This window comes from Flavobacterium sp. 2755 (genome assembly GCF_031455715.1).
GTDB lineage: Bacteria > Bacteroidota > Bacteroidia > Flavobacteriales > Flavobacteriaceae > Flavobacterium.
The window spans coordinates 676,283-696,019 of record NZ_JAVDTG010000002.1 but is presented as its reverse complement, the minus strand read 5'-3'; the positions used below and the strand labels follow the sequence as shown (position 1 = coordinate 696,019).

At 34.2% G+C, this 19,737-nt stretch carries 17 protein-coding genes; 10 read left to right on the top strand and 7 right to left on the bottom strand.

The genetic code is table 11. The features are described 5' to 3' along the window. Positions 1–3: 3 nt before the first annotated feature. The 4 genes from J2Y38_RS06765 (at position 4) to J2Y38_RS06750 (ending at position 5,327) form a co-directional block, all read left to right on the top strand. On the top strand, positions 4–1,641 hold the full coding sequence (locus J2Y38_RS06765) for a 2-oxo acid dehydrogenase subunit E2 (protein ID WP_309840815.1): 1,638 nt from the start codon (positions 4–6) through the stop codon (positions 1,639–1,641). A 93-nt stretch (positions 1,642–1,734) separates the two neighbouring features. Next, positions 1,735–3,582 (top strand): leukotriene A4 hydrolase C-terminal domain-containing protein, encoded by a 1,848-nt coding sequence (locus J2Y38_RS06760; RefSeq protein WP_309840814.1) that lies wholly within the window; start codon positions 1,735–1,737, stop codon positions 3,580–3,582. A 237-nt stretch (positions 3,583–3,819) separates the two neighbouring features. Further along, positions 3,820–4,359, top strand: coding sequence for a carboxymuconolactone decarboxylase family protein (locus tag J2Y38_RS06755; protein WP_309840812.1), 540 nt, complete (start codon positions 3,820–3,822; stop codon positions 4,357–4,359). A gap of 92 nt (positions 4,360–4,451) precedes the next feature. Beyond that, a complete protein-coding gene (locus J2Y38_RS06750) occupies positions 4,452–5,327 on the top strand; it encodes a helix-turn-helix domain-containing protein (RefSeq protein ID WP_309840810.1) in 876 nt (291 codons plus the stop codon). A 54-nt stretch (positions 5,328–5,381) separates the two neighbouring features. Here the strand turns inward: J2Y38_RS06750 and J2Y38_RS06745 are convergent, their stop codons facing one another. Next, entirely contained in the window at positions 5,382–6,623 is a 1,242-nt protein-coding gene (locus J2Y38_RS06745; protein ID WP_309840808.1) for a glycosyltransferase family 4 protein, read from the bottom strand. A 113-nt stretch (positions 6,624–6,736) separates the two neighbouring features. Between J2Y38_RS06745 and J2Y38_RS06740 the strand changes: the two genes are divergently transcribed. Further along, the gene (locus J2Y38_RS06740; RefSeq protein ID WP_053472563.1) at positions 6,737–7,318 is read left to right on the top strand and encodes a tRNA-(ms[2]io[6]A)-hydroxylase; all 582 of its coding nucleotides are present in this window, start codon (positions 6,737–6,739) and stop codon (positions 7,316–7,318) included. Between the two features lie 46 nt (positions 7,319–7,364). After that, complete coding sequence (locus J2Y38_RS06735; RefSeq protein WP_309840805.1) at positions 7,365–10,121, top strand: AsmA-like C-terminal region-containing protein; 2,757 nt, start codon at positions 7,365–7,367, stop codon at positions 10,119–10,121. Between the two features lie 332 nt (positions 10,122–10,453). On the opposite strand, the gene rpmA is transcribed toward J2Y38_RS06735, so the two are convergent. Beyond that, positions 10,454–10,714, bottom strand: a complete 261-nt coding sequence (gene rpmA / locus J2Y38_RS06730; RefSeq protein WP_012023622.1) for a 50S ribosomal protein L27 — start codon at positions 10,712–10,714, stop codon at positions 10,454–10,456. Between the two features lie 24 nt (positions 10,715–10,738). Further along, complete coding sequence (rplU, locus tag J2Y38_RS06725) at positions 10,739–11,179, bottom strand: 50S ribosomal protein L21 (RefSeq protein ID WP_053472561.1); 441 nt, start codon at positions 11,177–11,179, stop codon at positions 10,739–10,741. Positions 11,180–11,455: 276 nt separating this feature from the next. Here rplU and J2Y38_RS06720 point away from each other — a divergent pair, with 276 nt between their 5' ends. Beyond that, positions 11,456–12,778 carry a pitrilysin family protein gene (locus tag J2Y38_RS06720; RefSeq protein WP_180856810.1) on the top strand — a complete coding sequence of 441 codons (1,323 nt, stop codon included), beginning with the start codon at positions 11,456–11,458 and terminating at the stop codon, positions 12,776–12,778. A 12-nt stretch (positions 12,779–12,790) separates the two neighbouring features. After that, entirely contained in the window at positions 12,791–14,839 is a 2,049-nt protein-coding gene (locus J2Y38_RS06715; protein ID WP_309840803.1) for a pitrilysin family protein, read from the top strand. 429 nt (positions 14,840–15,268) lie between these two features. On the opposite strand, the gene J2Y38_RS06710 is transcribed toward J2Y38_RS06715, so the two are convergent. Both J2Y38_RS06710 and J2Y38_RS06705 read right to left on the bottom strand, forming a co-directional pair. Beyond that, positions 15,269–15,502 (bottom strand): hypothetical protein, encoded by a 234-nt coding sequence (locus J2Y38_RS06710; protein ID WP_309840801.1) that lies wholly within the window; start codon positions 15,500–15,502, stop codon positions 15,269–15,271. Positions 15,503–15,792: 290 nt separating this feature from the next. Further along, the gene (locus J2Y38_RS06705; protein WP_309840800.1) at positions 15,793–16,659 is read right to left on the bottom strand and encodes an EamA family transporter; all 867 of its coding nucleotides are present in this window, start codon (positions 16,657–16,659) and stop codon (positions 15,793–15,795) included. Between the two features lie 101 nt (positions 16,660–16,760). Between J2Y38_RS06705 and J2Y38_RS06700 the strand changes: the two genes are divergently transcribed. Together J2Y38_RS06700 and J2Y38_RS06695 are read left to right on the top strand one after the other, a co-directional pair. Further along, on the top strand, positions 16,761–17,138 hold the full coding sequence (locus J2Y38_RS06700; protein WP_309840798.1) for a heavy metal-associated domain-containing protein: 378 nt from the start codon (positions 16,761–16,763) through the stop codon (positions 17,136–17,138). A 176-nt stretch (positions 17,139–17,314) separates the two neighbouring features. Continuing rightward, on the top strand, positions 17,315–17,575 hold the full coding sequence (locus tag J2Y38_RS06695; RefSeq protein ID WP_309840796.1) for a hypothetical protein: 261 nt from the start codon (positions 17,315–17,317) through the stop codon (positions 17,573–17,575). Between the two features lie 297 nt (positions 17,576–17,872). On the opposite strand, the gene gldD is transcribed toward J2Y38_RS06695, so the two are convergent. Continuing rightward, positions 17,873–18,433: a gliding motility lipoprotein GldD gene (gene gldD, locus J2Y38_RS06690; protein WP_309840794.1), complete on the bottom strand. Its 561-nt coding sequence runs from the start codon at positions 18,431–18,433 to the stop codon at positions 17,873–17,875. Beyond that, on the bottom strand, positions 18,434–19,729 hold the full coding sequence (locus J2Y38_RS06685; RefSeq protein WP_309840792.1) for a gliding motility-associated protein GldE: 1,296 nt from the start codon (positions 19,727–19,729) through the stop codon (positions 18,434–18,436). Positions 19,730–19,737 lie beyond the last annotated feature (8 nt).

Genomic DNA, 19,737 nt, shown 5'->3' with positions numbered 1-19,737 from the left:
ATCATGGCGATTAAAGTAACAATGCCTCGTTTGAGCGATACTATGACGGAAGGAACGGTAGCGACTTGGTTAAAAAAAGTAGGCGACAAAATTAGCGAAGGAGATATCTTAGCTGAAATTGAAACAGACAAAGCAACAATGGAGTTCGAATCTTTTAACGAAGGAACTCTTTTACATATTGGAATTCAAGCTGGAGAAACTGCTCCAGTTGATTCATTATTAGCAATCATTGGTAAAGAAGGAGAAGATATTTCTGCTCTTTTAGCTGGTGGTGATGCTCCTGCTGCTGAAGCTCCAAAAGCAGACGCTCCTGCTGCAGAAGCAAAAACAGAAACTGCTGCTCCTGCAAAAGCTGCAGCTGAATTACCTAAAGGTGTTGTAGTAGTAACTATGCCACGTTTGAGCGATACTATGACGGAAGGCACAGTAGCAACTTGGTTGAAAAAAGTGGGTGATACTGTAGCTGAAGGTGATATTTTAGCAGAAATTGAAACAGACAAAGCTACTATGGAGTTTGAGTCTTTCAATGCCGGAACATTATTATACATCGGAATTCAAGAAGGAAACACTGCTCCAGTTGACAGCTTATTAGCTATCATTGGGCCAGCTGGAACTGATATTTCTGGAATTGCTGACAATTATACTGCCGGAGGCGCTGCAAGTGCTCCTGCTGCAGAAGAAACAAAAGCTGCTCCTGCTGCTGAAAAAGCGCCAGAAGCTGTAGCTGACAATTCTAACGGAGGAAGAATTTTAGCTTCACCTTTAGCTAAAAAAATTGCTTCTGACAAAGGAATTCAATTGAACCAAGTTAAAGGTTCTGGAGAAAACGGACGTATCGTAAAAAGCGATATCGAGAACTTTACTCCATCTGCACAAGCACAAACTACTGCTTCAGCACCAGCCGCTAAAGAAGAAGCTTCTGCTCCTGCTGCTGCAAAAATATTTGTTCCTGCCGGAGAAGTTTACACAGAAGAGATCAAAAACTCTCAAATGCGTAAAATCATTGCAAAACGTCTTGCTGAATCATTATTTACTGCACCTCACTACAACTTAGTGATCGAAGTAAGCATGGACGAAGCAATGGGCGCAAGAGCAACAATCAATACTGTTCCTGATACAAAAGTATCTTTCAACGATATGGTAATTAAAGCTTGTGCTTTAGCATTGAAAAAACACCCAAAAATCAATTCTCAGTGGAAAGAAGATGCCATCATCATCAACCACCACGTAAATATCGGTGTAGCTGTAGCAGTTGAAGACGGATTAGTAGTTCCTGTATTGAAATTTACAGACGCCATGAGTTTATCTCAAATTGGCGCTGCTGTAAGAGATCTTGCAGGAAGAGCTAAAAACAAAAAATTGGGACCACAAGAAATGGAAGGAAGTACTTTTACAGTATCTAACCTTGGAATGTTTGGTATTACTGAATTCAATTCAATTATCAACCAGCCAAACTCTGCAATCCTTTCTGTAGGTGCAATTGTTGAGAAACCAGTAGTTAAAAACGGTCAAATCGTAGTTGGAAACACAATGATGTTATCATTAGCTTGTGACCACAGAACAATTGACGGTGCAACTGGAGCTCAGTTCTTACAAACATTAAAACAATACATCGAAAGCCCTGTTACAATGCTGGCGTAATTAGTTGTTAATTTTATAATTAAATCCCGTTTTGTTCATTCAAAACGGGATTTTTTGTTTAATTTTCATCCTCAAAATTCAATACTTCATAATATGAAAAAACTAACCTTTCTAATCTTGTTTCTTACAGCAATAGCCTGCCAGAAAAAAGATCAAACAGAAAAACCAACCAGCGTTGTTGATGAACACAGTTATTCTAAACCAGAACTTGCTGTAGTTAAACACCTTGATCTTGACATCAAAGTTGATTTTAATACACAGACAATTTCAGGAAAGGCTTCGTGGACAATTGACAACATCAGCAAAGGAAACGAGATTATTTTTGACGAAAACACGTTGAACATTACCAAAGTAACTTTAGGTGACGACGAAAAAGAAACCAAATTTGAACTGGGAAAAGATGTCGAATTTCATGGTAAACCACTTAAAGTTACCATTGAACCAAATACAACCAAAGTAAACATCTATTACAGTACAACTAAAGATGCTGTTGCGTTACAATGGCTTTTACCGGCACAAACTGCAGACAAAAAGAAACCTTTCCTTTTCTCTCAGGGAGAAAGCGTTTGGTCAAGAACATGGATTCCATGTCAGGATTCGCCAGGAGTTCGTTTTACCTATAATGCAAAAGTTACCATTCCTAAAGATTTATTAGCCGTAATGAGCGCTGTAAATCCTCAGAAGAAAAATGATATCGGAGTTTATACTTTTAAACAAGACAAAGCAATTCCGTCTTATTTAATGGCGATTGCAGTTGGAGATATTGAATTTCAAGCAATCGATAACAGAACAGGAGTTTACGCAGAACCATCAATGCTGAAAAAATCGGCTTGGGAATTTGCAGAACTTGGAAAAATGGTTGTCGCTGCCGAAAAACTTTACGGTCCATACCGTTGGGGACGTTACGATGTTTTGGTTTTACCTCCAAGTTTCCCTTACGGAGGAATGGAAAATCCAAACTTAACATTTTTAACTCCGGGCGTTATTGCTGGAGATCGTTCGTTAACTAGTTTATTAGCGCACGAATTAGGCCACAGCTGGAGCGGAAATTTAGTTACAAATGCAACCTGGGATGATATTTGGTTAAACGAAGGTTTTACAACTTATGTAGAACACCGAATTGGCGAAGCAATCTTTGGAAAGAAAGAATTTGAAATGCAAAACGTTATCACAAACAAAGAATTAGTTGATAATGTAGCAGAATATGGAGAAACAAGTCCTGATACAAGACTTAAAGTTTCGCTGACAGGAAGAAATCCTGACGACGGAATCAGCCAAATTCCTTACGTAAAAGGATATGCATTTTTAAGAGTTATCGAAAACGCTGTTGGACGTGACAAATTCGATCCGTTCATTAAGAATTATTTTGATTCACATGCTTTCAAATCAATTACTACAGAAGATTTCGTGAAATATTTAAACGAAAACCTTATCAAAGGCGACAAAGCATTAGCGGATAAAATCAAATTAGACGACTGGATTTACAAACCGGGAATTCCATCAAATATTCTTCCGGTAAGTTCAGTGGATTTTGATGCTATTGATAAAATTCAAAAAAGCTGGAGAGAAACTGGTGTTGCAGATTTAAGCAAAAAAATTACAACTACAGCAGAAAAACAGCACTTTATAGATCATCTTCCAGCTGATATCACAGCAAAAGAAATGGAAGCAATTGACAATGAATTCAACTTTACAAAAGGCGGAAACTTCATCATCAAGCGTCAATGGTTTGTACAAGCACTAATTCACCAATACAAACCTGCTTATCCTGCAATTGAACAATTTTTAATCGGAATCAGCAGAACAGGATCTGTAATGATGCTTTACAAAGAAATGGTTAAAACACCAGAAGGAAAAGTTTGGGCAAATCAAATTTTTGAAAAAGCAAAATCTGGTTATCATGCAACAACTATTCAGGCAGTTGAAGGCATTTTAAAATAATTTTTAGTTTACAGTCGCAGTCGCAGTTTTCAGCTACTGCCTACTGAGACTGAAAACTGAGACTGAAAAAAATCCCCGATTACGATATGTAATCGGGGATTTTTTTATTCAAAAAACACCTCAGGGAAAATTGTCCACCACATAGCGTAAATTCTCCATGTTCTAAAATCTGTAATCGTCGCACCTTTGTAATGTCAAAAGACAACAACTAATAAATAACATAAAAAATTAAATAAAATGACACGATTAACAGCATTAAACCCAGACGAAGTAACAGGAAAAACTAAAGATTTATTCAACGCAGTACAATCAAAATTAGGCGTAGTTCCGAACATGATGAGAACAATGGGAAATTCACCAGCAGTTTTGGAAGGATATTTAAACTTTAGCGGTGCATTAAGCCACGGAAAATTAAGTGCAAAAACAGGCGAATTAATTGCCTTAGCAGTTTCAGAAAGCAATTCATGTGACTACTGTGTAGCAGCTCATACTTTTATAGGCGGAAAACTATTAAAAACAGACGCACAAGTTTTACAAGACGCAAGAAAAGGAAATTCTGCAGATGCTAAAACAGAATCTATTTTACAATTGGCCAAAACATTAATCAGCAAAAACGGATTAGTGAGTGATGAAGATGTAAATAAAGCTAAAAACGCAGGAGTTTCTGATGCTGAAATTGCAGAAACTGTAGCACATGTAGCATTGAATGTTTTAACAAACTATTTCAACAATACTGCCAATACACAAATCGATTTCCCAGAAGTTTCAAGCCTATAATTTCAAAAGAATTCAAACAAAAAACAATTTATAAAGATAGTTGTGAATTCAATTCATGACTATCTTTATATTTCCAAAAACCACAACAAATCATGAGTCAGAATGTTTTCACTTTAATTAATCCGCAAAATGGAAATTTAGCCTTTAAACTGTTGCCATTTGATGACAACAGCCATTTTGATCATTTACAGCGAAATAATTTTTTCTCATTAATTTGGGTTACCAAAGGAAAAGGCAAAGTAAAAGCCGATTTTGCCGAACATCAATTTGAAGAAAATTCACTCCTCGCCTTTTCTCCTTATCAGCCTTTTATGCTTTGCGTAAACGAACCAATTGAAGGAATTGCAATTCATTTTCATCCTGATTTTTTCTGCATTCATATGCATCAAAAAGAAGTTTCCTGCAACGGCGTTTTATTCAACAACGTTTATCAGCCACCTTATACCAAAGTTACAGAACAAGCAGCTCAGACTTTTAAAATGGTTTTAGACCAAATGAAAACTGAAATTCAAAATGCAGAACTGGCGCAATATGAATTGCTTATTTCGTATTTAAAAATCTTTTTGATAACAGCTTCCCGATTAAAAACGGAGCAATTAGAAGAAATGAAATCAGTTCCGGATTCCAAAGAACCTGTGATTCTTCAAAATTTAAAAGATGCCATTGAACTCAACTTCAAAACCAAACATTCGGCGGGAAATTATGCTGATTTATTGAACATTTCGCCTAAAGCATTGGCAAAATTATCCAAGAATTATTTCAACAAAACCTTAACCGACTTAATTGCCGAGAGAATCATTATTGAAGCCAAAAGAGAATTGTACATGACCAATAAAACGGTCAAAGAAATCGCTTATGAACTGGGTTATGACGACGAACATTATTTCAGCAGATTTTTTAAAACAAACGCCGATGTTTCGCCGCAAATTTATCGTGAAACGGTAGGTTTTGGAAAAATGGAAGCTTAGTATAGAATTACAGTTTTCAGTCTCAGTCTCCTGATTACTGTAAACTGTTACTGATTACTTATTTTTCGCTTCAATCCATTTTGACATATACATCGTGCTTTTATAAGCATGGTGCTGCAATAAATTCCCCATAAAATTATGAAGACGATGACTTTTGGAATCCATCAATAATGAATTTACAAAAGACACTAATTCATCTGAATATTTATCCTTCTGATAACATTCATTAATAATGGCAATGCCGTTTTTTTGAGCTTGTTTCCAAAGATCTTCATTCTGATAAAGTTCAATTGCTTTTTTGGCAAATTCAGATGCGTCATCTTGAATAAATCCGTTCCAGGGTAAATTAGCATGCATCGCTTCTGAGCCAATTGAAGTGGTTACACTTGGCGTTCCGCATTGCATGGCTTCTAATAATTTTCCTTTTAAACCGGCTCCAAAACGAATTGGCGCCAAAACAACTCTGGCATTTTTTACCACTTCATTTGCATCTTCTGCTCTTCCCATAATAAAAAATCCATTTTTGGGCTGATGCAATTGCAATACTTTTTGCGACGGATAAGCGCCATAAACTTCTAAAACCGCTTCTGGAAAATCTTTTTTTATCGAAGGCCAAATCGCTTCTTTTAAATACTGAACTGTGTTCCAATTGGGTTCGTGAAGAAAATTTCCAATGAAAACAAAATTCTTTCGATCTTCAAATGAAGGTAATTTCAAAAGATCATTTTCAGACATTTTATCAACCAAAAAAGGAAGGTAGAAAAGTAAATCTTTATTTATTCTGAAAACATCTTGAAGGATATTCATTTCAAATTCAGAAATAATCAAAGACAAATCGCATCTTAAAATACTGGCGATTTCACGTTTTGCTACTTCTTCAGAAAATAAATCTACTATTTCAAAATTTCGATTTTCTTTAAACGCTTTTTGGCGTGCAGTTCGAAGACAATGTAAATCTTCGGTATCTAAAATTCTGATCGCATTTGGACAGTTTTCAGTCACGCGCCATCCAAATTGCTCTTCGATCATAAAACGATCAAACAAAACTACATTTGGATTTAATTCAGTTATAAAATCATCAAAACTGGCAGAATTGAGTTCGATACTTTTTTTAGTAACTCCAAATTCAGATAAATCAACCATAAAATCACTATCCAGAGCCGCACTTACAAATGTAATTTCAAATCCATTTTCTTTGAAAATAGAAATTAACTGCATCATTCTTCCGCCTGCTGCTGAAGAATTTGGCTCAGGCCAGACAAACCCAATTATGAGAAGTTTTTTTATCTGATTCATCGTTATTTATTTTAACATACAAAATAATGCTTTTTTCAGCGCAATCGCACGACATTTCCTGACTTTTAGTAATAAAAATCACTAATTTTGCAAGAATTAAATGCTGGGAAATTATGTTGGGATTAAAATTAGCTACAGACCCTCGCTGGGTCAATATCGTCGAGTCAAATATTGAAGAAATTTTAACTGATCATGCATGGTGCGAACAAAAAGCAGCCTCAAACGCAATCAGTATTGTGACTTACAACTCTGAATTAGAAGAATTAGTTACAGAAATGCTTGTAATTGCCCGCGAAGAACTGGAGCATTTACAAATGGTTCATGATGTTATAAAAAAACGCGGACTAACTTTAGGACGCGAACGAAAAGACCATTATGTAAATGAGCTTTTTAAATTCATGAAAAAAGACGGAAGCCGACGCGACGCCCTTTGCGACCGTTTATTATTTTCGGCCATGATCGAAGCCCGCAGCTGTGAGCGTTTTAAAGTACTTTCTGAAAATATAAAAGACGAAGAATTAGCTAAATTCTATCGCGATTTAATGATTTCTGAAGCCGGACATTACACTACTTTTTTAGGATTCGCCAGAAAATACCAGGACAATATCGACATCGATAAACGATGGAAAGAATGGATTGAATATGAAGGTTCTATCATTACCAATTACGGTAAATCAGAAACCGTTCACGGATAAATTACGCTCTTTTTTTCACTCTATTATTTAAACACCACAAATTGCTATGCAAAAAAGTAAATCCAGATCAATCGTATTCAAAATTGCGAAGTATTTAGGGATAACTTTCGCTGTTATTTTAGCACTATTATTTTTAACGCCAATCGTTTTTGAGGATCAGATTAAAGAACAGATCAAAAAAACAGCCAACGAAAGATTAAGCGCAGAATTGAATTATTCTGATGTTTCGGTTTCATTTTTTCGTCATTTTCCATCACTGACTTTAACCTTAGACAATTTGAGTCTTAACGGTTCAGCGCCATACAAAAACGAAAAATTCATTACAGCAAAAGAGGTTTCTTTTGGAATAAACGTAGCTAGTTTAATTTTTAGTAAATCGGTAAAAATTGATCAGATTTACTTATCAGATTCGTTTATCAATGTAAAAGTTAATCCAAACGGAGAAGCAAATTACAACATTTATAAATCGCAGGCCAAAGCCACAGAAAAAAAAGACAGCACAGATACTGCTTTAAAACTGGAAAGAATTGAGATTTTAAACAGTAAAATTATCTATGATGATAAATCTACAAAAGTTCATTTTGATGCTTTAGGATTTAATTACTTAGGAAAAGGGGATCTGAACAAAGCGGTTTTCGATTTATCTTCAAAAGCAAAAATTGAAAAATTAAATATCATCTATGAAGATGAGCCGTATTTAATGAATAAAAAAATTGATGCCGATTTAATTACCAAAGTAAACATCAACTCGTTATCTTTTTTCTTCCAGCAGAATAACTTAAAAATCAATCAGCTTTTGGTCGATTTTAAAGGAAAATTCGATATTTTAAAAGATGGTTACAATATGGATTTTGTAATTAAATCTGACAACAGCGATTTGTATGATGTCTTTACAGCTTTCCCTCCAAAATACATTACATGGCTTTCAAAAACGGAATTAAAAGGAAATACGACTTTACTTTTTACTCTAAAAGGAGATTATATTACTTCGCAAAATATTGCTCCGGATTTAAACCTGGATGTAAAAATCGACAACGGATTTGTGAATTATAACAAAAGTGCATTTCCGGTTTCTAATTTAAATTTTGAAGTTAAAACAAAAGTTCCATCTTTAAATCCGGACCTTTTAACGGTTGATGCTAAAAACCTATCCTTAAACATTAATAAGGATTATATAAAATCTAAATTCTTTGTAAAAGGTGCAAACACGCCAGAAATTAATGCCGATTTTAAAGCTAAAATTGATCTTAGCAAACTAACAAAAGCGCTTGGAATTCCAGATGTTGAATTAAAAGGTTCTTTAGCCGGAGATATTCAGGCGAACGGAAAATTCGATCAAAAAAACAAACTTTTCCCTGTTACTAAAGGTGTTTTTGATTTAGAAAACGGGTATGTGAAAACAAAATATTATCCTAACCCAATTACCAATATTACGATAAAATCTAAAATCGACAATCAAAAAGGAACTTTTGACGATTTAAAAATAAAACTAAAACCTGCTCAATTTACTTTTGAAGGAAAACCTGTTTTTGTAGAAGCTGATTTGAGTGATTTTAATGATTTAGCTTACGATATTAAAGCAAAAGGAGAATTAGATGTAAACAGAATCTACAAAGTGTTCTCTCAAAAAGGATTGGATCTGGACGGTTTCGTAAAAGCAGATTTGGTTTTAAAAGGAAAACAAAGCGATGCCGAAAAAGGAAACTACAGCAAATTGTACAACAAAGGAACGCTTGAGTTAAGAAATATTGGTATTGCATCTGAGTATCTGCCTAAAAAATTCATTATTAAAGAAGGAATTTTCAAAATCAATCAGGATAAAATGTCGTTTAATAATTTCACGGCTGCGTACGGGCAATCTGATTTTAAAATGAATGGTTATTTGCAGAATGTTTTCAATTATGCCACAACAGATACAGGCGTTTTAAAAGGTTCTTTTAATGTTTCGGCACGATATATTAATGTGGATGAATTTATGTCAAATACGCCAGCAGACGCTTCTGTAACAAAAAACTCAGCTCCAAAACCAGAGACAAAAACCGAAGCTGCACAAACCGGCGTTATAATTATTCCAACAAATCTGAATTTACAATTATTGGCCAATGCCCAAAAAGTAAATTTCGACAAATTAAATCTTCAAAATGCAACGGGTCATTTAACCATGAACAAAGGTAAATTAACGATGCAGAACACAGGATTTGATTTAATTGGATGTAAGGTTGCTATGAATGCGAATTATCAGGCTGTAACACCGCAAAAAGCAAATTTTGATTACGCTATAAAAGCATCAGATTTTGATATTAAAAGAGCCTACAACGAAATTGAGGTTTTTAGAAAAATGGCAAGCGCTGCCGAAAAAGCACAGGGAATTGTTTCGTTAGATTATCAATTAAAAGGGCGATTAAACGGAAAGATGGAACCTGTTTATCCTTCACTTGTTGGCGGTGGAGTACTTTCTGTAAAAGATGTAAAAGTACGAGGACTGAAAATGTTTAATGCGGTAAGTAAACAAACAAGTTCTGAATCGATGAAAAATCCGGATGTTTCAAAAGTTGACATCAAAAGTACGATCAAGAATAATATCATGACCGTAGAACGCTTTAAATTTAAATTTGCGGGCTTTAGACCAAGAATTGAAGGAACAACAAGCTTAGACGGAAAACTGAATTTAAAAATGCGTTTAGGATTGCCTCCATTGGGAATATTCGGAATTCCGTTAACTGTTACCGGAACTCAGGATAATCCTAAAGTAAAAGTAGGACGTAAAACTGAGGATTTGGAGGAGACTAAGGATATTGAATAAGATAAATTCCAAATTTAGAAATTCCAAATTCCAATTCTTATCAGCTCAGAATAAATCTTATAGACCTTTGTCAAAGTTTAAAACTTTGACAAAGGTTTTTTTTTTTGCAATTTGTCATTGCGAGGAACGAAGCAACCGCACTAACAATGATCAGAATTGATTTAGCACGTGAGATTGCTTCGTTCCTCGCAAAGACCAATCTTTGTAGAGCCGCTTGCGAAGATCCCTCGTTCCTCGGGATGACAAGATTGTGGTTACTTTATGTTAACTAACAAAAACAAAAAACCCGATCTTTTCAGAACGGGTTTTTTATAAAAAGTAAATCTTGTTAATTATGCCTCGAAAGGAATAATAGAAACATAAGATTTGTTATCTCTTTTCTTTTGGAACTTAACAACTCCAGCTACTCTTGCGTGTAGTGTGTGATCTTTACTGATGTAAACATTTTCACCTGGATTGTGTTTTGAACCTCTTTGTCTAACGATGATGTTCCCAGCAATAGCAGCTTGTCCACCATAAATCTTAACGCCTAAACGTTTTGATTCTGATTCTCTACCATTCTTCGAACTACCGACACCTTTCTTGTGAGCCATGACGTATGAGTTTAAATATTGTTATTATTCTTTAGTAGCTTCTTTTTTTGCTTTTGGAGCTGCTGCTTTTTTCACTTTAGGAGCTTCTACTTCTTCAGTAGCTGCTTCTTCTGCTACAACCGCTTTTTTAGCTGCTGCTTTTTTAGTTCCTCCTGCTGCAGTAATACCTTCAATTACAATTTGTGTAAGATATTGTCTGTGACCATTTCTTTTTTTGTATCCTTTTCTTCTTTTCTTTTTGAAAACGATAACTTTATCACCTTTTAAGTGTTGTAACACTTTAGCTTCTACTGAAGCACCTTCTATAGCTGGGGCGCCTAAAGTTACATTTCCATTATCATCTAATAAAAGAACTTTGTCAAAAGAAACTTTTGAACCTTCTTCATTAGCTAAACGGTGAACATAAACCTTTAAGTCTTTGCTTACTTTAAATTGTTGCCCTGCTATCTCTACGATTGCATACATACCAAATTGATTTATTGATTTTTAAGGTTGCAAATATACAACTAATAATTTACTGTGCAATCTCTTATACTAAAAATATTTTAACTAGTTTAATCGTTGTTTTTCAAGGCTTTTTAAAAGAATTTCACGTTCAATTAGAGGTAAAAGATTGTTAAATTGCAATCAAAACAAAGATAAACCTCTAAATGATAATTAAAAAAAGTTATTTTTGATGTAACTATAATCAATTCTTGGCTACCTACAATTTTACAGGTAATATAAATTTTATTAATCTTTATGAAAAATTCAATAATGATGTTAAGTGCAGCACTAATGCTTGGCGGAGTAGCTCATGCTCAAAAGGTGGCTTTTGAAGAATACAATTTAGATAACGGCATGCATGTTATTCTGCATAACGATCCTTCGGCACCCGTAGTTATTACTTCTGTAATGTATCATGTGGGTTCAAAAGACGAACGTCCGGATCGTACTGGTTTTGCACATTTCTTCGAACATTTATTATTTGAAGGAACTCAAAATATAAAACGCGGCGAATGGATGAAAATCGTTACCGCAAATGGCGGCGTAAACAATGCCAACACATCTGACGACAGAACGTATTATTATGAAGTTTTTCCATCAAACAATTTAGAATTGGGTTTATGGATGGAATCTGAAAGATTGATGCACCCAATTATTAATAAAATTGGTGTTGACACGCAAAATGAAGTGGTAAAAGAAGAAAAAAGAATGCGTTACGACAATCAGCCTTACGGAAATATTCTTCCGGAGGTTAAAAAGAATATGTTCAAAAATCATCCGTATCGCTGGACAACTATCGGTTCTATGAAAGATTTGGATGCTGCAACACTTGAAGAATTTCAGGCATTCAATAAAAAATTCTACACTCCAAATAATGCAGTTTTAGTAATTGCAGGAGATTTTGACAAAACAAAAGCTAAAGAATGGGTTCAGAAATATTTTGGGCCAATTCCAAAAGGCGAAGAAGTTAAAAAACAAACTTATACCGAAGAACCAATTACACAGACCATTAAAGCAACTTACGAAGATCCGAACATTCAGATTCCGATGGTTGTGGCTTCGTACAGAACGCCGTCAATGAAAACAAGAGATGCAAGAGTTTTAGATTTGATTTCATCTTACTTGAGCGACGGAAAAAGTTCTAAATTGTACAAAAAAATTGTCGACGATAAAAAAATGGCGCTTCAAATTGGTGCTGTTGGTTTTAGTCAGGAAGATTACGGAACTTATATATTATATGGATTGCCAATGGCGCCAAATACGACAGCCGATATTTTAAAAGAAATGGATGAAGAAATCGTAAAGCTTCAAACCGATTTGATTTCTGAGAAAGATTACGAAAAATTACAAAACAAATTCGATAACAATTTTGTGAATGCTAATGCAAGCGTAGAAGGAATTGCAGAAAACCTGGCTTCGTATTATTTACTTTACGGAGACGTAAATTTAATTAATACCGAAATTGATATTTACCATTCTATTACAAGAGAAGAAATTAGAGAAGTAGCCAAAAAGTATCTAAACCCTAATCAGCGCTTAATTTTAGATTACATTCCTACCCCAAAATCTCAGAACTAAGAATATCGAATCATGAAAAATCTACATACATTTTTAATCATTTTATTCCTAACTGGAATTATGCAAGCACAAGATCGTCCACAACCAAAACCAGGAAACCCGCCTGTAGTTAATATTAAAAAACCTCAAACCTTTGTTTTGGCAAACGGTATGAAAGTTCTGGTTGTCGAAAACCATAAATTACCAAGAGTAAGTTTTAACCTTACGCTGGACAACGCTCCTTTTACTGAAGGAAATAAAAAAGGTGTTGACGAATTAACCAGCAGTTTAATTGGTAACGGAACAAAAAAAAACGCGAAAGAAGCTTTTAACGAAGAAATTGATTTTTATGGTGCCAACATCAATTTTACATCGCAAGGCGCTTTTGCAAGTTCTTTATCCAAATATTCAGGACGTGTTTTAGAGCTTTTAGCCGAAGGTGCTTTACAGCCAAATTTCACGCAGACTGAATTTGATAAAGAAAAAGCCAAATTATTAGAAGGGCTTAAAGCCGATGAAAAAAGCGTTCCGGCAATTGCTAATCGCGTTGTTGATGTTTTAGCTTTTGGAAAAAATCATCCTAACGGTGAATACCTTTCTGAAGAAACTGTGAAGAATGTGACGCTTGAAGATGTTCAAAAAAATTACGCTACTTATTTTGTGCCTGAAAACGCTTATTTGGTTATCATCGGAGACGTAAAATTCAAAGAAACTAAAGCATCTGTAGAAAAACTTTTTGGCGGATGGAAAAAACAAGCCGCTCCAAAAAACACATATCCAAATCCCGAAAATGCATCTAAACTTCAAATTGATTTTGTAGATGTTCCAAATGCAGTTCAATCAGAAATTTCGCTGGTAAATACTATAAATTTAAAAATGAGCGATCCTGATTTTTTCCCTGCTGTTATTGCAAATCAAATTTTAGGAGGTGATTTCAACAGTTATTTGAATATGAATTTACGCGAACAGCATGCATGGACTTATGGCGCAAATTCAAGCATTGGAAGCGGAAAATATGTAACCAAATTCAAAGCTTCGTCTGCGGTTCGTAATGCCGTTACAGACAGCGCTGTTGTTCAGTTTATAAAAGAAATTAAAAGAGTTCGTACTGAGAGAGTTGATCCAGAAGTTTTAAGAAATGTAAAAGCAGGATATATTGGCCGTTTTGTAATGCAGGTTGAAAAGCCTCAGGCTGTGGCGCGTTATGCTTTAAACATTGAAACAGAAAAACTTCCTGCAGATTTCTACGAAAAATATATTCAGACAATTACTAATGTTACTGCCGACGATATTTATCGTGTAGCAAACAAATATTTTTTACTTGACAATATGCGAATTGTTGTTGTCGGGAAAGGTTCTGATGTGATTGCTGGTTTAGAAAAACTTCAAATTCCGATTTATTATTTTGATAAATACGGAAATCCAATTGAAAAACCGGCTGTTAAAAAAGAAGCTCCAACAGGAATTACAGCAAAAACTGTTTTCGAAAATTACATCAAAGCAATTGGTGGAGAAAAAGCCGTTACTGCCGTAAAAACACTTTATATGGATGGAACAACAAAAGTTCCGCAAGCTCCGGCTCCGTTGACTTTTACTTCAAAATTGGATTCTAAAGGAAAAATGATGATTTCTCTTTCTATGGGAACTATGAATTTGATGAAACAAGTTGTAAATGATAAAGGTGCTTATATTGAACAGCAAGGAAAACGTAAAAACCTTGAAGGCGAAGATCTTAAAGAAATGAAAGCAAACGCTGCTCCTTTTGAAGAATTACAATTAGTAAAAAGGACAGATCTTAAAGTAGACAGCATTGAACCAATTAACGGAAGCGATGCTTATGCGATTAAAGACGGCAACACAACTCATTATTATGATGTAAAATCCGGATTGAAAGTTGCAAAATCAAAACTTCGTGAACAAGACGGAAAATCGGTTTCTCAAATCACAAACTTCAACGATTACAGAGAAGTAAAAGGTGTAAAAGTTCCTTTTAATTTAGTTCAGAATGTAGGTTTTGAATTAGATATCAAAATGACAGATATCAAGATTAATGAAGGAGTTTCTGATGCAGATTTTCTTTAGAAAGGTTCAAAGTTACAAAGAAACAAAGGTACAAAGGTTCTGAGAGACTAAGTAGCTAAGGTTCTAAGTTTTTTTTCTCATAGGCTTTGTCAAAGTTTAAAACTTTGACAAAGCTTTTTTATTTAGTTTGTCATTTCGACCGAAGGGAGAAATCGCGCACGGGATTCAACAAAGATTGACGACATTCTTTGCGGAGTTTCTAGTGTGATTTCTCCCTTCGGTCGAAATGACAAAACAAAGTCGACGCTCTTTGCGCCCTTCGACTTCGCTCAGGGTGACATATAAATAAAATTCTATTTCGTTCTGCTTTGTCAGGCTGAGCGAAGTCGAAGTCCCGTTCCAATTGGCACGCCCTTCTACTTGGCTCAGGGTCGCAGCTCTTTAAAAACAAGAAAGGCTGTCAATTACGACAACCTTTCTTGTTTTTGATCATTCAACATCCAGATAAGGGTTCAGAATTTCGGCTAATTCATTCAGCCAATAAAAACCATCTTGAAGATTCATCTTCTCGGTTTCCATTGTTTCGCAATCCCGCATTATACTTAAGGCAAGTATATAATTTACTTTTCGAATAGTCTTAGCCATAAGTTTAGGATCGATTGAATTGTTGAAAAAATCATTTAATCTCAATTCTGTTTCTTTTGAAAGGGTGTTTGTGCTCATAATCTTAAATTTTAGGCAAATATAAAACCCGCATGACTTAGCTGTCCTACGCATTTAAGAAAGCGTTGCAGTTGTTTCCAATACCGCCAGCATACCACACGGGCAAGAAATTTTGTAGAGTTCATAATCTTAAATTTTAGGACTCGAAAGATATCAAAAAATAAAAGAAAATTACTACAAATTATATATTAACTCAAAGTTTGTCAGGCTGAGCGAAGTCGAAGCCCCGTTCCAATTGGAGCGCCCTTCGACTTCGCTCAGGGTGACAAACTAAACCTTAATAATTATTTTTATTTTTTAGCCGATAAATAAACCCCAATCAAAATAATAAAAGCGCCAAAAAACTGAACTGGAGTAAGCATTTCATTATCTAATAATCCCCAGAAAAAAGCAACAATTGGAATTAAATAAGTCACAGAAGTTGCAAAAACCGGAGACGAAATCTGAATTAATTTAAAGAACAAAACATTAGCAATTCCGGTTCCTAAAATTCCTAAAATCATAACGAAGAAAACTGAATGCTGTGTTGCTTCAAGATTTACTCTTTGAGGAAAATCTGTCGTACTTAAAATAAGTAATGCCGGAATAAGCAAAACGGCAAAGTTTCCTGTTGTGATACTTAACGAGTTTAAATCAGATAAATATTTTTTAATTAAATTGACATTTATTGCATAACAAAGCGTTGCAATAACTACCAAAACTACATAGTAATAATTTTGTCCTGGATGCGATGCTGCACCGCTTAAAACGAGTAACAAACATCCAATTAAACCAACAAAAACACCTAAAACCTGTCGTTTTTGAAATTGGATTCCGAAAATTAATATTCCTAAAACCAACGTATTTAAAGGCGTAAGCGAATTTAAAATAGCTACAATTGAGCTGTCAACTTCGGTTTCGGCAATTGCAAAAAGAAAAGCCGGAGTAAAAGTTCCGAAAAAAGAAGTAATCGCAACAAATCTCCATTGGCGGCGAGAAATCTTTTTTAAGCTTTTAAAACCAACAATCAATAAAAAAAGAGCTGCAAAAATAATTCGGAAAGATCCAACCTGAATTGCGGTTAAACCCACTAATCCTCTTTTGATTAAAATAAAAGAACTTCCCCAAATTAGCGACAATACTAACAAGTAAGCCCACTTTAATTGTTTTGCATCCATAAAAAGTATTTTACTGCAAATTTGTACTATTTTTACGAATTAGCCTCTTCCTTTTTACTAATTTTGCAAAGAAAATTATTAGTAAATTAAATTCTCATAATATGAAATTCACAAAGATCATAGCTTCATTAGCAATAGCTGGTTTAGTATTCGTAAGCTGTAAAAAAGAAGAAGATAAAAGTTTAGCAGTAATTAATGCTGAAAAAACTGCTCCAAAAGAACATAAACCAATTGCTGCCAAAAACGCACAAACGGTAAGTTTTAATATTGAAGGAATGACTTGTGCGGTTGGATGTGCCAAAACTATAGAAACGGAATTATCTAATTTAGAAGGTGTAGAAAAAGCAACTGTTGATTTTGATAAAAAATTAGCAACTGTTACATTTGACAACAAAGTTCAAAACCTTCAGTCTTTAGCTAAAATTGTTGAAGAAACCGGAGACGGAAAAACATATAAAGTTTCGAATTTTAAATCTTAAGTTTAAAATTTCTCCATAAAAAAAGGCGTTCAATTGAACGCCTTTTTAATTTATATTTGTTGAAGAGTGACAAAATTAAAGTAGTTTGAAACAATATTGTCTGGAATTGATTTTTTGAATGCATGTTTGACCATGTTCACATTACCATAAAAATCATATTAAGTAACTAAAATATTATGAATATAAAATATTTGCAACATTTAAAAGACAATCCTGTTGCGTATCCAAATGATACAGAACTTCAATTTAAAATTAAAGGAATTCCTGAGTCAGAAATTCAACAATTAGAATTAACATGGAACAACGGTAATCTTTTTCCTCAGGCCCTAAAAGAGTTATTATTTTTAGCAGGTGACTTTTGTTATGTATGTGATTATGGCCCAAATGATAGCCAGCAAGAAATACAGGAATGGATTAAGAGAGCATATGGACGATAATAATCGTTCAATAAACCGTCCCTTTTTTGCTTTTGATGTATATGGTGGTGATACTTTTCTATTTATCTATTTAGACGAGGGAGATAACCCGCCTGTTTTTCAAGCCCAACCGTACTCTGATTATGATAACTGGATAAGACCATTAAATCAAACAATACAAAGCATTATAAATATAGGAATTGACAGAGTTAAAATAGGACAAAATCCATATTAACACACTGATGTGATGCCCAGCTCGGGAAAGTAAAGAAATTTATTTCATAAAAAAGGATCCAATTTTTGGATCCTTTTTTATTATTATTTCCACTTCAACGTTTCCATCAATCGCTGCATATCATTTTTGATATAACTCGCGGCCGGCATTACAGAATCAAAATTTGGTTTTGCATAAAAATAAACCGATCCAGTTATAAAATGTTTTGTACTGTCTGTAACGTAAAATTGAGAGTTTGTAGCTGCATTTCCATCCACTTGATAAAACATTCCATAAACTTTCTTTTCGGCGTTTAAATACGGTTGTTCTAAAATATCATCGGCTTTAATAACGTGCTCGTAAGTTAGTTTTTGAGCATCTTTTAAAAGTTTTTCAATATCGCCGTGCACAGGTTTATAAGTTAAATAAATTGTGGCTTTCATTTTTGGATATGTAATCGCAAATCCACAGTCTTTTTCTCCTTTAATAACGGCATCTTCATTCATTTCAAAAGCAAACGGACAATTGTTTTCAAAATTGACATATTTGGCTTCTGGATAATCTAATCGAAGGAAACTTGCAGGTTTTGGCAAAACGTCGTCTTTACAGCTTACAACTGTTAATGTGAGCAAAATTACCGCAACCGAAATTATTCTTTTAAACATTTATTCTATTGTTACTTTTATTTGTTTAACTCGCTTTTTATCAACGGTTTCTATTGTAAAAACACAGTTTTCAAAAGCTATTTTTTGATCTTTTTTAGGGAAATTCCCCAGAATTTCTAAAATAAATCCGGCCAGCGTTTCGGCTTCACCTTTGTGAGATTCAAATATATCTTCGTCAACATCGACAATTCTATAAAAATCTTTAAGATTTATTTTTCCTTCAAAAAGAAAATTCTTTTCGTCGATTTGAGAGAAATTTAAATTTTCATCATCAAATTCATCGCTGATATCCCCTACTATTTCTTCGATTATATCTTCTAAAGAAACTAATCCGGAAGTTCCGCCATATTCATCAACCACAATTGCGAGGTGGCTTTTAAGGCTTTGAAAATCCTTTAATAAGTTATCCAGTTTTTTATTTTCGGGAACAAAAAATGCTTCTCTTATTAAAGATGCCCAGTCAAAATTTTCTTTGTCAATATGCGGCAATAAATCCTTAACAAACAAAACGCCTTCTATCTGGTCAATATTATCTCGATAAACCGGAATTCTTGAAAATCCTTTCTCGATTATTTTTGGATAAATCGCCGAAAATGATTCTGTGATTTCCAATGCAAATATATCAATCCTCGGACTCATAACCTGCTTGGTATCTGTATTTCCAAAAGAAACAATTCCTTCTAATATTTTTTGCTCTTCTGTTGATGTTCCTTCAGAATCTGTTAATTCTAAAGCCTGAGAAAGCTGATTTATTGAAAAGCTGTTTTTTTGTTTTCCTAATTTATTATGCAAATATAAAGTAACACTGCGCATAGGCAAGCTTATTGGCGACAGTAATTTATCTAAAATAGAAATGGAATAAGCGAAACGTTTGGCAAATTTTATATTGTTTCGGCTGGCGTAAACTTTGGGTAAAACTTCTGCAAATAATAAAATAAGGAAAGTAACGAGAACTACTTCTAAAATAAATTTTAAAACAGGCGATTCAACTCCTCCAAAAATGTTTCTGCCAATGAAAGAGAACAAGATAACGACTCCAATATTTAAAAAATTATTGGCTACTAATAAGGTCGCTAAAAGCTTTTTGGGTTTATCTAAAAGATCAGAAATAATTTTTCCTTTCGAAAGGTTTTCCTGAAGTGTATCGTCAATATCTTTTTGGGACAAAGAAAAAAGTGCAACTTCGGCACCTGAAACAATTGCTGAAAGAAACAGCAAAATAAATATTCCGACAAAACCAATGATTAAATTGGTGTCTAAAATTGTAGTAAATAATAAACTGGGCTCCGGGTCCAAATTACATA